Raw genomic sequence first — 13,817 nt, 5'->3', positions numbered from 1 at the left:
GAGAATAAGCTTGGTCTAAAAAAAATAAACAGCAAAATAAAAGTATGTGTAATTGATTTGTTTGCAATGCTATAAATACTATTTTTGTATTAAGGTAAAAGTATGGCTCAATATTTGAAGCACCAAATTTAAGTTGCCAAAATTAGTTAAATTTTATTGATGCGATTCCAACAAAACCACAAAATTAATACCAAATTTAAAATAGTTTTTATTTTAAGCTTTGCATTCGTTTTTTTAATGAATGTTTCTTCTGTAAATGCTCAAAAAAAATATGTAATAGTTATTGATGCAGGCCATGGTGGTAAAGACCCTGGTAATTTAGGAAATGGTTATAAAGAAAAAAAAATAGCCTTAAAAGTAGCTTTACAAGTGGGTAAAAAATTAGCCAAGAAAAAAGATATAAAAGTAATTTTTACTAGAAAAAAAGATGTTTATGTAGATTTATGGAAAAGAGGAGAAGTTGCAAATAATGCTAAAGCAGATTTGTTTGTTTCTATTCATTGCGATTCTCATACATCTAACGCTTACGGAGCAGGAACTTTTGTTTTGGGTTTAAGAGGAAACAAAAAAAACCTTGAAATTGCAAAAAGAGAAAATGCTTCAATTGTATTATATGAAGACAATTATAAAGATAAATATAAAGGTTTTGATCCAAATTCGGCAGAATCTGTTATAGGACTGTCCTTACTTCAAGAAGAAAATTTAGATAAAAGTTTAGAAATAGCGAGTTTAATTCAGAATAATTTTGCTTTTAAATTAAAAAGAAATAATAGAAAAGTAAAACAAGATAATTTTCAAGTTTTAAGAGAAACAATAATGCCAAGCGTTTTGGTTGAGTTAGGTTTTTTAACCAATAGAAGAGAAGGAAGATATTTAAATTCTAAAAAAGGTCAAAATCAGATGGCAGAAGCAATTGCAAGTGCCATTCATAATTATATTTCTAACATAAAACTAAATACAGTAACAGATAATACTATTGTAGAAAATAAGGTAAATGCTGCGCTTGAATTTAAAGTACAGTTAGCTTCTAGTAAAAATAAATTGGCAACAAAATCTTATAATTTTAAAGGCTTAAGAAATGTAGAAAGAGTTAAAGTTGGTAAGTTTTACAAGTATTATTTTGGTAAAACTTCTAGTTATAAAAATGCTAAAAAAAATCTTAAAACAGCAAAATCTAAAGGATATACCTCAGCTTTTTTAGTTGCCTATAAAAATGGCACTAAAATCTCTATAAAAGATGTAATTAAAATGCAATAGTTTTAATGGTTTCAACCAAAAATTATTAGTAATATTGTTGTTAAATATCTATTTATGTCAAAAGAGTTAAAAACAGGAATTGTAGCAATAATTGTAATTGCAATTTTTGTATGGGGCTATAATTTTTTAAAAGGGCAAAATTTACTTGATGGAAATACCCGTTATTTTAAAGTAGAGTATAGCCAAATAGGTGGCTTAACAAGATCTAGTTTTGTTACTATTAATGGGTTAAAAGTAGGTAAAGTAGAGAGTATAAAGTTTGATCAATCTCAAGAAAAAAGAGGGCATTTAATTGTAAGATTTTCTGTAGAAGATGACTTCGAGTTTTCTAAAAACAGTGTTGTTAAAATTTATTCTCCAAGTCCATTAAGTCCTTCTAATTTAGCAGTTATTCCAGATTATAAGGGAGCAAATGCAATAAGTGGCGATGTCTTAAAAGGCGAAATAGAGTCTAGTTTATTTACCTCTATTGGTGAGCGTTTAGATCCATTACAGAATAAAGTAGAAAAAGTAATTGTTAGTGCAGATTCTTTATTTAAGAATATTAACAATATATTAGATTCAAAAACTCAAAATAGTTTAAAAAGGTCTGTTAAAAATTTAGAATATACTATCAAAGATGTTAGAGAAATAATGCATTCTGTTAATAGTGTCATAGATTCTACATCAACAGAATTAAAAATTACCGTAAAGAATACTAAAAAAATTACAGATAATTTAGCCAAAGTTTCAAATACTTTAGCAAATGCTAATATTGGCAGAATTATTAAAAAAGCAGAGATTACACTAAATTCTGTTAATTTAATGTTAGATGGAATTCACAAAGGTAAAGGTACAATAGGTAAGTTAGTAACAGATGACGAAATGTACAATAACCTTACTGCAATGTCTAAAGAGTTAGAAGATTTGCTAAGAGAAATGAAATTAAATCCTAAAAGATTTGTCCATTTTTCTTTGTTCGGAAAAAGAGCCAAACCCTATAAGCCTAAAAAAGACAAAGAATTAGAAAAAGAAGCTAACAAATAATTTATTAAAATTTACTAGCAATATGCAATACTTACCAAACATCTTTTTTGCCTTAGCATTAGCAATTGGTATCGGTTTTTTTGCGATGAATATTCGCAAACTATCAAGAAACATTAAATTAGGTAAAGATGTAGATAGAAAAGACAGAAAATCTGAAAGACTAAAAAATATGATGATGATTGCGCTTGGGCAATCTAAAATGGTAAAAAGACCACTTTCTGGTTTTTTACACATTGTTGTTTACGTTGGTTTTATCATTATTAATATAGAAGTTTTAGAAATCATTATTGATGGTTTATTTGGTACGCACAGAATTTTTAAAGGTGTTTTAGGTGATAGATTTTACGCATTCTTAATAGGAACTTTCGAAATTTTAGCAGCACTAGTTTTTGTAGCCGTAATTATATTTTGGTTGCGTAGAAATGTAGCTAACATCAAACGTTTTTTAAGCAAAGAAATGACAGGTTGGCCAAAAAATGATGGTAACAACATTCTGTATTTTGAAATGGTTTTAATGACCTTGTTTTTGGTGATGAATGCCGCAGACACTTCATTTCAACAAGCAGGAATAGGAAATCCAATAAGTCAATTTATGGCACCACTTTTTAGCAGTTTTTCACCAGAATCAATTCATATTGTAGAAAGATCTGCTTGGTGGATTCATATTTTAGGAATCTTAGTATTCTTAAATTACTTGTATTATTCAAAGCATTTACACATTTTATTAGCGTTTCCAAATACATACTTTGCGAATCTAAACCCTAAAGGACAACTCAATAATTTAGAATCTGTTACCAAAGAAGTAAAATTAATGATGGATCCTGATGCAGATCCTTACGCTACTCCAATAGAAGGAGCAGAAGATGAAGTCCCAGAAAAGTTTGGCGCATCTGATGTTACCGATTTAAATTGGGTACAATTACTAAATGCCTATACCTGTACAGAATGTGGTAGATGTACATCATCTTGTCCTGCAAACTTAACAGGTAAAGAGTTGTCGCCAAGAAATATTATGATGAAAACTCGTGATAGATTAGAAGAAGTTGGTAAAAATATTGATGCTAATAAAGGAGTGTTTAAAGATGATGGAAAGCAGTTGTTAAACGATTATATTACACCAGAAGAATTGTGGGCGTGTACAAGTTGTAATGCGTGTGTAGAAGAATGTCCTGTAAACATAGACCCATTATCAATAATTATGGATATGCGTAGATATTTGGTAATGGAAGAAAGTGCAGCACCACAAGAATTAAATATGATGATGACCAACATCGAAAATAATGGAGCTCCATGGCAATACAACCAAATGGATAGATTAAACTGGAAAGACGAAGAATAAATAATATTTTAATTAATAATTATTAATTACGAATTGGTTCAATTCATAATTCATAATTCAAAATTTGTAATTTATGACAGTACCAACAATGGCAGAAATGATGGCGCAAGGCAAGCAACCAGAAGTGTTGTTTTGGGTTGGCGCAGCTGGGAGTTATGATGATAGAGCTAAAAAAATATCGAGAGCATTTGTAAAAATATTGCATCAAGCTAAGGTAGATTTCGCGGTTTTAGGAACAGAAGAATCTTCTACAGGTGATGCTGCAAAAAGAGCCGGAAACGAATTTTTGTTTCAAATGCAAGCAATGATGAATATTGAAGTTCTAAATGGTTACGAAGTTAAAAAGATAGTTACTTGCGATCCGCATTCATTTAATACTCTAAAAAATGAATATCCAGGTTTAGGTGGTAAATATGAAGTTTTTCATCACACACAATTCATAGAAAACTTAATTGAAGAAGGTCGTTTAAAAATTGATAACACAACTTTAAAAGATAAAAGAGTTACGTTCCATGATCCTTGTTATTTAGGAAGAGCGAATGAAGTTTATGAATCTCCAAGAGATTTAATTAAAAGATTAGGTGTTAATTTAACAGAGATGCAACGTCATAAATCTACTGCATTATGTTGTGGAGCTGGTGGAGCGCAAATGTTTAAAGATGCAGAAAAAGGCGATAAAGAAGTTAATGTTTTAAGAACAGAAGATGCTTTAGAAACCCAACCAAACATTATTGCAACAGGTTGTCCTTATTGTAATACAATGATGACAGACGGAATTAAATTCAAAGAAAAAGAAGCTGAAGTACAAGTAAAAGACATTGCAGAATTAATTGCTGAAGCTAATAAATTATAAACCAAATTTGTCATTCCCACGAAAGTGGGAATCTCTTTTTAAAAAATGCTTAAAAACTACATAAAAGCTGCACGTTTAAGAACATTACCTTTATCGGTTTCTGGGATTATTGTTGGGGCTTTTTTAGCTAATTTTATAAATGATACTCACCCAGCAGGGTATAATTTATTAGAAGCTTTTTGTATTCATAAAGAGAAAAATTATTGGATTTTTATTTTAGCAATCTTAACCACAATTGGTTTTCAAGTATTATCAAACTTTGCCAATGATTATGGAGATGGTATAAAAGGTTCAGACAAAAATAGAACAGGAGAAGCAAGAATGGTGTCTTTAGGTGTAATAACACCAAAACAAATGAAATCAGCAATGATACTTACCACAATTATTACTTTAATAATTGCTTTGTTACTTATTTATGTTGCTTTTGGGAAAGAAAATTTTGGATATTCTATCTTGTTTTTTGGTTTAGGAATTGCATCAATTGCAGCAGCTATTAAATATACAGTGGGTAACTCTGCTTATGGTTACAGTGGTTTTGGTGATGTTTTTGTGTTTCTTTTCTTTGGTTTGTTAAGTGTTGTGGGGAGTTATTTTTTATATACAAAGCACATCAACTTTAAAATATTTTTACCAGCAATTTCTATTGGATTATTAAGTACAGCTGTACTTAATTTGAATAATCTTAGAGATAGAGAAGAAGATAAAAAGAACAATAAAAACACATTAGTTGTTAAATTAGGGATAAAAAAAGCAAAAAAATATCATTATTTTTTAATTTTTGGCGCATTATTTGCTGCCTTAATTTATGTTGTTTTAGATTATAAAAGTGGGTATCAATTCCTTTTTTTGGTAGCATTTATTCCGCTAATTAAAAATAGTTTTATAGTTGCAAAAAATAAAGTTCCAGCAGAATTAGATAAAGAATTAAAAATAGTAGCATTGAGTACTTTTTTATTTGCAATTCTTTTTGGGTTAGGACAATTATAACAAAGAAAACATATTATGAATATTACTTTTTACGGACACGCTTGTTTTGGAGTAGAAACTGGAAACACAAATATTTTAATAGACCCATTTATTACGGGTAATTCTTTAGCATCAAATATTAACATTTCTTCAATAAAAGCTGATTATATTTTAATAACGCATGCGCATCAAGATCATGTTTTAGATGTAGAAGTTATTGCAGAAAGAACAGGAGCAACCATTGTTTCTAATCACGAAATAGCAATGTATTACAATGCTAAAGGGTATAAAATTCATCCATTAAATCATGGTGGAACTTTTAAAAAAGAAACATTTTCTGCAAAATATGTTAATGCAATACATACATCGTCTTTTGCTGATGGTACTTATGGAGGGCAGCCAGGAGGTTTTGTAATTTCTGCTGATAACAAAAACATATATGTTGCAGGAGATACTGCTTTAAGTATGGATATGAAACTGATTCCTATGACTCATAAAATTAATTGTGCAATTTTACCTATTGGAGACAATTTTACTATGGGAGTAGAAGATGCAATTATAGCAAGTAATTTTGTAGAATGTAATACAATAATTGGCTGTCATTTTAATACATTTCCTCCTATAGAAATTAATGTAGATGATGCTAAATCAGCCTTTGAAACAAAAGGTAAGGTGCTAAAAATTTTAGAAATAGGAAGTTCGATATTTATATAATAGAATGAAAAAAATAAAAATAATTTTAATAATTATATCTGTTTTAGGACTGGCTTTTTTCTTAACAGGCTTAATAGTGAAAGAAACGAATTATTCTGCGCAAGTATCTGTAAATAAACCTGTAGAAGATGTTTTTAAAATTTTTAATAAACCAGGAAATGTAAAAAAATGGATACCTGAAATTAAAAAGATTGACACTTTAAATTTAAATCCTGGAACAATTGGCAGCGAATATAAAATTGTAGTTGATAATAAGGGGCAAGAAATTACAATGACTGAAAAGATTTTAGCTTTTGTACCCAATAAAAAAGTAACCTTGTTTTTTGATGCAGAGAATATGTTAAAAACCGATGACTATCTTTTTACTGAAAAAGAAGGTGTAACTACAATTACATTAAACGCTAGCTGCCAAAGCGATTCTTATATTATGGCGTGTATGTTTCCTTATTTTAAAGGAGTTTTTAAAGAACAAGACCAAACTTATTTAAATAATTTTAAAACATTTGTAGAAAAATAATACTCTTTCTTTTGATAAAAGCTAGCTACAAAAAATACATACTTAATTTTAAAAATCCGAGTGGAACTTCGCGCGGAATTTTAAAAACCAAAGAAACTTGGTTTATCATTTTAAAAGAAAATGGTAAAACAGGAATTGGAGAAACAGGGCTTTTTAGAGGTTTAAGTATAGATGATGTTAAGAATTATGAAGAAAAATTAAAGTGGGTTTGCAATAATATTAACCAAGGATTAGATTTTTTACTTAAAGAACTCTGCGAGTTCCCGTCAATTCAATTTGGATTAGAACAGGCTTTTTTATCGTTAAAAAATGATGATAAATTTGAGTTATTTCCATCAGAATTTACCAAAGGAAAAGCATCAATTTCTATAAACGGTTTAATTTGGATGGGAGAAAAAGAGTTTATGAAAACTCAAATTAAAGAAAAATTAACATCAGGTTTTTCTTGCATAAAAATGAAAATTGGTGCCATAGATTTTGATAAAGAAATAGACTTGTTAAAATCCCTCAGAAAAGAATTTTCATCAAACGAAATAGAATTACGTGTAGATGCAAATGGCGCTTTTAAACCAAAAGATGCTTTAGAAAAATTAAAAGTTTTATCAGATTTAGAAATTCATTCTATAGAGCAACCTATAAAACAAGGTCAAGTTCACAAAATGGCAGCATTGTGTGCAAAAACACCTTTGCCAATTGCTTTAGACGAAGAATTGATAGGAGTGTTTTCATCCGAAGAAAAGAAGAAATTATTAGAAACAATTCAGCCACAATATATTATTTTAAAACCAAGCTTAATTGGTGGTTTTGCAACAAGTAAAGAATGGATTAATTTAGCTGAGCAAAACAATTGCGGTTGGTGGATAACTTCTGCTTTAGAGAGCAATATTGGTTTAAATGCAATTGCGCAATTTACACATACATTACAAAATAAAATGCCTCAAGGTTTAGGTACTGGAGGTTTATTTACAAATAATTTTAAAAGTCCATTATCAGTAAAAAATGGTACTTTGCAATACAATCCTAAATTAAATTGGAATTTTAATGTAACGTAATTCTGAACTTATTTCAGAATCTCATCCATAAAAAAATGAATTACATACAACAGGCATACAAAGGAAATAACGAATGGTATCATTGGGTTTTAACTATAATTTTAGTGTTTTTTGGCTGGCAAATTGTAGGTTTTATTCCCTTAGGAATTGCAGCTTTTAAAGAAGCTGGTAGTTTTGCAGAATTTTCTAAAGCAGCAGAAGATAGTTTTATGTCTATGGGCATGAACAGTAATTTACTATTATTTTTAATGATATTAATGTTTCTTATTGGGTTGGTTTTCTTGTTTGTAGGAGTAAAATATATTCATCAAAGAAGCATTACTACTTTAGTTACTAGTAGAAAAAAAATAGATTGGAAACGTTTTTGGTTCGGTTTTTATTCTTGGGGATTAGTTGCGGTTATTGCAATAATTGCAGGTATTTTAATGTCTCCAAATGATTATGTTTGGAATTTTAATGTAGGACCATTTTTTATTTTATTGTTTATTTCGTTGTTGTTTTTGCCTTTTCAAACCAGTTTTGAAGAACTCCTTTTTAGAGGTTATTTTATGCAAGGACTTGGAGTTTTAACAAAAAACAGATGGTTTCCTTTGCTTTTCACATCAGTGTTTTTTGGACTTTTACACGGCGCAAACCCAGAGGTAGAAAAGCTAGGTTACATTTCTATGGTGTTTTATATTGGTACAGGTTTGTTTTATGGAATTACCACTTTAATGGATGAAGGTACAGAGCTTTCTTTAGGCTTGCACGCGGTAAATAATATTGTAGCTGCTTTTTTTGTAACAACAGATTGGACCGTTTTTCAAACGGATGCATTATATATTGATACTTCTGAACCTTCTGTAGGTTGGGAAATGTTTTTTCCTGTGTTGGTTTTGTATCCATTAATGTTGTTGTTTTTCTCTAGAAAATATGGATGGAAAAACTGGAAAGAAAAACTTACAGGGAAAATTTATAAGCCTATTCTTTTAGATGAAAATTACAGAATTTTAGATGAAATTAGTGGAGAATAAATTTCATAAAAACTTCAAATTAAATGGGAAATCATTTTCTTCTGTTGATGAATTAATTACTTTTACACATCATTTTTCTGTTGATATTTCTAGTTTTTTAGAAAGTTGGTTTTCTGATGATGATTTTATTTTGGTACAAACTTCAGGTTCTACAGGAAAACCAAAATCCATTTCTTTGCAAAAAGAGCAAATGATAAATTCGGCTCTCGCAACAGGAAGATTTTTTGATTTAAAAGAAAAAACAACGGCTCTGTTATGTTTGTCAGTTGCATATATTGCAGGTAAAATGATGTTGGTAAGAGCCTTAACTTTAGGCTGGTGTTTAGATGTTGTAGAAGTAAATTCTAATCCGTTAAAATCGATATTAAAAGAATACGATTTTTCGGCAATGGTTCCTTTACAAGTTCAAAATTCTTTAGATAAATTACATCAAATAAAAAAACTTATTGTTGGCGGAGGTATAGTTTCTACTGAGCTTCAAGAGAACTTACAAAGTGTTTCTACAGCGGTTTTTGCAACTTATGGTATGACAGAAACCATAACTCATATTGCTGTAAAAAAGTTGAATCAAATTAAATTAAAACCAACTTTTTATAAAGTTTTGCCGGATGTTGAAATTTTTATTGATAACAGAAGTTGTTTGGTCATCAAGGCTCAAAAAAATTCTAAAGAATTGGTGTTTACAAATGATGTTGTACAGTTAATTTCTGATACAAAATTTGAATGGTTAGGTAGGTTTGATAATGTAATTAATTCTGGCGGAATTAAATTACATCCAGAAAAAATTGAAGAAAAATTATCGAAAATTATTAAGAATCGTTTTTTTGTTGCAGGTATTTCTGATGAAAAATTAGGAGAAAAATTAGTTTTAATTGTCGAAGGAAAACATCAACAAATAGAATTTAAAAATGTAAGTTTTTCAAAATTCGAAATTCCAAAAGAAGTTTTTTTTATAGATACTTTTATAGAAACAGATACTGGTAAAATTCAACGTAAAAAAACATTAAAAAAGTTACGCTAACTTTATTATAAATTTAGTAAATACTCTCTTAAATCTTCACCTTCATTTAGGTTCATTTTCTTTTTAATTCTATATCTCGCAGTTTGTACAGATCTTGGGTCTATTAATAATATTCTAGCAATTTCTTTCGTTTGTAAGTGTAATTTAATAAACATACAATGTCTTAATTCTGTCTCAGAAACTGTTGGGTGTTTTTTAATAATTTTATCATAAAAGCCTTCGTAAACTGCATTAAAATGCTTTTTTAAGATATCCCAATCTTCATCTCTTTCTAAAACATAATCAATTTGATTTAGAATAGAATTTATGGTAGATTTATCTTGCGTTTTAATGCCTTTAATGTCTGCTTTTATTTCTTTATAATATTGTTTGTTGTGTAATAAGTTAGTTGTTAAAATAATTATTTTTTCATCTTTTTTATTGTTTTCTTTAGTTAACAATTCAATAGTGTTTGAGAATCTTATTTCTTTTTTTCGAACATATCCAAAAAGAAAAAAATAGCTAACTAATGATGTAATAAAAAATGCACTTATTAAGAATAGTAAAAACTTTAAATTGTAATTTCTATTTGTAATTGTTTCATTTTTTAGAATAACTTTTTCAAGTTCAAATTTGTTATTTAAAATGGTTATTTTATCCTCTAAATTTTGGTTAGTTTCTTTTTTTTTATCAATTATAACTGTTAAGAATTCTGGGTCTGTATGACCAATCAATTCGAAACTAAATATGCAGTCGCTAGATTCAGGAGATGTTTGATGAATAGAAACACTAATCGTATTTTTTCCTTCCTTAAAAATTTTAGTGTCAAAAAGATTAATAATGTATTTAGATTCTTCTTCTTTTTGAATTGTGTTGATTGCAACCGTTTTATTGGTTATGGTTGAGTTTGGCATATTACTTCTAAACAACTCTTTTCCGTTAATGTAAATAACTGCGCCATCATCTCTTAAAACCCTAAACTCATAAGCCAAAAAATTGTTTTTTTTAATTTCAATTGTCTTTTTAAAGTACTTAGTTATATGTTTGTTTTTTTTATCTCCTCCGTAATCAATATTTGTTACTACTTGCCCATCTCCATATCCAATAGGTGTTTTTCCACTTTTCCAATTAGAATGATTTGATAAGTTTTTCCAGTTTTTATTTAAGTAACCTTCATCATAGTAATGCCAATTATCTCCGTTTTTAATTAATTTTTCTTGAGAGTAGTACATTTTAGGAACTACAAAACAAGTGAGAAAAATCAAAATTTTAATTTTTTTTAAAAGATCCATTATTGTTTATTTATATGTCTTTAATGCATAAATATAGTAGAAAATAATTAAAAAAATAATATTTGTAGTAGATTAGTTGTTTGGTGATGGTTCTTTTTAAAGATATTAGTTTTAAATTTGAACATATTTTAGTATTGAATTTAATTGCAATATAGAATTGGGGGATTTATATATTGCATAATTAAAAAAGTCGTGAAAATATTTTCACGACTTTTATTTTTTTGGTAATTAAATAATTATCTATTTCTAATAGAGGCTTTTAAAATTGTTAGGATTAAATTCAGACATTATTTCATAAACCTTTTCAAAGATGTCTTCTGTAGATGGTTTCGAAAAATAATCTCCATCAGTACCATAAGCTGGTCTATGCTCTTTAGAAGTTAGTGTTGATGGCTTGCTGTCTAAATACATATAACCATTTTGCTTTTCTAAAATTTCTCGTAAAATATAAGCAGAAGCTCCACCAGGAACATCTTCATCTACAATAAGTAATTTGTTTGTTTTGGCTAAGCTTTGAACACAATCTTGATTTAAATCAAAAGGAAGTAAACTTTGTGCATCTATAATTTCTATATCTATACCCACTTGAAGTAGTTCTTTTGCGGCTTCTTCTACTAATCTTAAAGTAGATCCGTAAGAAACAACAGTAATGTCTTTACCTTCTTTTACTGTTTCTACCAAGCCAATAGGTGTTTTGTACTCACCTAAATTTATTGGTAATTCTTCTTTAAGTCTATATCCGTTTAAACATTCTATAACTAAAGCAGGGTCATCACCTTCTAAGAGTGTGTTGTAAAAGCCAGCAGCTTTTGTCATATTTCTAGGAACCAAAACGTGTATTCCTCTAACACTATTTATAATGCTTCCCATTGGTGAGCCTGCGTGCCAAATTCCTTCTAATCTATGTCCGCGAGTTCTAACAATTAAAGGAGCTTTTTGTTTGCCGTAAGTTCTATAATGAAGTGTTGCCAAATCATCACTCATAATTTGAAGCGCGTACAATAAATAATCTAAATATTGTATTTCTGCAATGGGTCTTAAACCTCTCATAGCCAAGCCAATTCCCTGACCAATTATAGATGCTTCTCTTATTCCGGTGTCAGCAACTCTTATGTCACCATATTTTTCTTGAAGTCCTTCTAAACCTTGATTTACATCGCCAATATAACCCGCATCTTCACCAAAAATAACAACTTCTGGATGTTTTTTTAAGATTGCGTCAAAATTATCTCTCATAATAATTCTTGCATCAACCAGTTTTTTACTTTCAGAATATGTTGGTTTTTTTGCAGAAATATTAAGTGCGCTAAAATTAGATTCGCTTAATAAGTAAGAAGAATATTTTTGTTTTGCATCTTTAATAGATTTTTTGATAAAGTTTTGTAAAAGAATTTTTTCGGCAATTTTTTCGTCTTTTATAAATCTTAAAGCTTTTCTAGAATGTGATAAAACATCTTTTCTACTAGGCTCTACAATTTCTTGTAAATCATTTTTTATTTTTAAAATAAAAGCTGAGTTTTTACTTTTAGCAGCAATTTTTTCTAGTAATTGTGTAGTAATTGTTACATCAGATTTAATTTCATTTATAAAAGCATTCCAAGCATTTCTTTTAGCGTTTCTAACCTCTTTTTTTGCGTCTTTTTCTAAAACGATGATTTCTTCTTCAGATGTTACAAAGCGTAAAATCTCTCCAGATTCTGTTTCCAATTCAAAATCTAAAATCCATTGTCGCATTTTTTCAATACAATCAAGATTTTTTTCCCAAACTAATCTTTCTTTGGTTTTGTATCTTTCATGAGATCCTGAAGTTGAGTGTCCTTGAGGTTGTGTTAATTCTTTAACGTGAATTAAAACAGGCACGTGTTCTTCTCTTGCTATTTTTGAAGCTTTGTTGTAAATGTCTATTAATTGGACATAATCCCAACCATTAACAACAAAAATTTCATATCCATCTTTATTATTTTCTCTTTGAAATCCGCTTAAAATTTCAGAAATACTTTCTTTTGTTGTTTGGTATTTTGCGTGTACAGAAATTCCATATTCATCATCCCAAACACTCATAACCATTGGTACTTGCAAAACACCGGCAGCATTTATGGTTTCAAAAAAAACACCTTCACTTGTACTTGCGTTTCCAATTGTGCCCCAAGCTATTTCGTTTCCGTTTATAGAAAAACTAGTTTTATGTTGAACGCTTTTTTCGTTTCTATAAATTTTTGATGCTTGCGCCAAACCAAGTAAACGAGGCATTTGTCCGGCAGTAGGAGAAATGTCTGAACTAGAATTGTATTGTTTGGTAAGGTTTTTCCAAGTTCCGTCTTCGTGTAAACTATGGGTTGCAAAATGCCCGCCCATTTGCCTGCCTGCTGACATTGGATCTGCTTTAATGTCTGGGTGTGCATACAAACCTGCAAAAAATTGTTGAGCTGTTAACTCGCCAATTGCCATCATAAAAGTTTGATCTCTATAATAACCAGATCTAAAGTCTCCTTTTTTAAAGGCTTTAGCCATTGCTAATTGTGGCACTTCTTTTCCGTCTCCAAAAATACCAAATTTAGCTTTTCCTGTTAATACTTCACGTCTTCCTAATAAACTACATTCTCTGCTTATTTTAGCAATTTTATAATCGCTTAAAACTTCTGTTTTAAAATCTTGAAAAGATAGTTTTTGTTTATTATCTGTACGTGTTTTTTGCAACATTTTATAGGATCTTTATGGTTTTGCAAAGGTAGTTTTTTTAGTTGATATTTAAAAATGTTCTAAAAATTTAAGAATATGTTAAAAAAAT

The 13,817-nt window shown here is 29.1% G+C and carries 12 protein-coding genes; 10 read left to right on the top strand and 2 right to left on the bottom strand.

The window, feature by feature from the left end; genetic code table 11:
* Positions 1-159 precede the first annotated feature (159 nt).
* The 10 genes from ACY2RX_RS07115 to ACY2RX_RS07070 all read left to right on the top strand — a co-directional run bounded on the left by ACY2RX_RS07115 (position 160) and on the right by ACY2RX_RS07070 (position 9,758).
* Positions 160-1,257 carry an N-acetylmuramoyl-L-alanine amidase family protein gene (locus ACY2RX_RS07115; protein ID WP_490103274.1) on the top strand — a complete coding sequence of 366 codons (1,098 nt, stop codon included), beginning with the start codon at positions 160-162 and terminating at the stop codon, positions 1,255-1,257.
* Positions 1,258-1,311: 54 nt separating this feature from the next.
* The gene (locus tag ACY2RX_RS07110; RefSeq protein ID WP_490103273.1) at positions 1,312-2,283 is read left to right on the top strand and encodes an MlaD family protein; all 972 of its coding nucleotides are present in this window, start codon (positions 1,312-1,314) and stop codon (positions 2,281-2,283) included.
* A gap of 22 nt (positions 2,284-2,305) precedes the next feature.
* Positions 2,306-3,622, top strand: coding sequence for a 4Fe-4S dicluster domain-containing protein (locus ACY2RX_RS07105; protein ID WP_490103272.1), 1,317 nt, complete (start codon positions 2,306-2,308; stop codon positions 3,620-3,622).
* 73 nt (positions 3,623-3,695) lie between these two features.
* Entirely contained in the window at positions 3,696-4,475 is a 780-nt protein-coding gene (locus ACY2RX_RS07100; protein ID WP_490103271.1) for a (Fe-S)-binding protein, read from the top strand.
* Positions 4,476-4,520: 45 nt separating this feature from the next.
* Positions 4,521-5,462, top strand: a complete 942-nt coding sequence (gene menA / locus ACY2RX_RS07095; RefSeq protein ID WP_490103270.1) for a 1,4-dihydroxy-2-naphthoate octaprenyltransferase — start codon at positions 4,521-4,523, stop codon at positions 5,460-5,462.
* A gap of 15 nt (positions 5,463-5,477) precedes the next feature.
* A complete protein-coding gene (locus ACY2RX_RS07090; RefSeq protein ID WP_490103269.1) occupies positions 5,478-6,155 on the top strand; it encodes a metal-dependent hydrolase in 678 nt (225 codons plus the stop codon).
* Positions 6,156-6,159: 4 nt separating this feature from the next.
* Complete coding sequence (locus ACY2RX_RS07085) at positions 6,160-6,672, top strand: SRPBCC family protein (RefSeq protein WP_490103268.1); 513 nt, start codon at positions 6,160-6,162, stop codon at positions 6,670-6,672.
* A gap of 11 nt (positions 6,673-6,683) precedes the next feature.
* On the top strand, positions 6,684-7,724 hold the full coding sequence (locus tag ACY2RX_RS07080) for an o-succinylbenzoate synthase (RefSeq protein ID WP_490103267.1): 1,041 nt from the start codon (positions 6,684-6,686) through the stop codon (positions 7,722-7,724).
* Between the two features lie 35 nt (positions 7,725-7,759).
* Complete coding sequence (locus ACY2RX_RS07075) at positions 7,760-8,737, top strand: CPBP family intramembrane glutamic endopeptidase (protein ID WP_490103266.1); 978 nt, start codon at positions 7,760-7,762, stop codon at positions 8,735-8,737.
* Positions 8,718-9,758, top strand: coding sequence for an AMP-binding protein (locus tag ACY2RX_RS07070; protein ID WP_490103265.1), 1,041 nt, complete (start codon positions 8,718-8,720; stop codon positions 9,756-9,758). The genes ACY2RX_RS07075 and ACY2RX_RS07070 overlap by 20 nt, the downstream gene beginning before the upstream one ends.
* Positions 9,759-9,763: 5 nt before the next feature.
* Here the strand turns inward: ACY2RX_RS07070 and ACY2RX_RS07065 are convergent, their stop codons facing one another.
* The gene (locus ACY2RX_RS07065) at positions 9,764-10,969 is read right to left on the bottom strand and encodes a helix-turn-helix transcriptional regulator (RefSeq protein ID WP_490103264.1); all 1,206 of its coding nucleotides are present in this window, start codon (positions 10,967-10,969) and stop codon (positions 9,764-9,766) included.
* 306 nt (positions 10,970-11,275) lie between these two features.
* On the bottom strand, positions 11,276-13,729 hold the full coding sequence (locus ACY2RX_RS07060) for an alpha-ketoacid dehydrogenase subunit alpha/beta (protein WP_490103263.1): 2,454 nt from the start codon (positions 13,727-13,729) through the stop codon (positions 11,276-11,278).
* Positions 13,730-13,817: the final 88 nt, after the last annotated feature.

The organism is Polaribacter sp. 2405UD43-2 (assembly GCF_058147125.1).
Note: the sequence above shows the minus strand (reverse complement) of the source record. Positions and strands in the feature narration are given on the sequence as shown.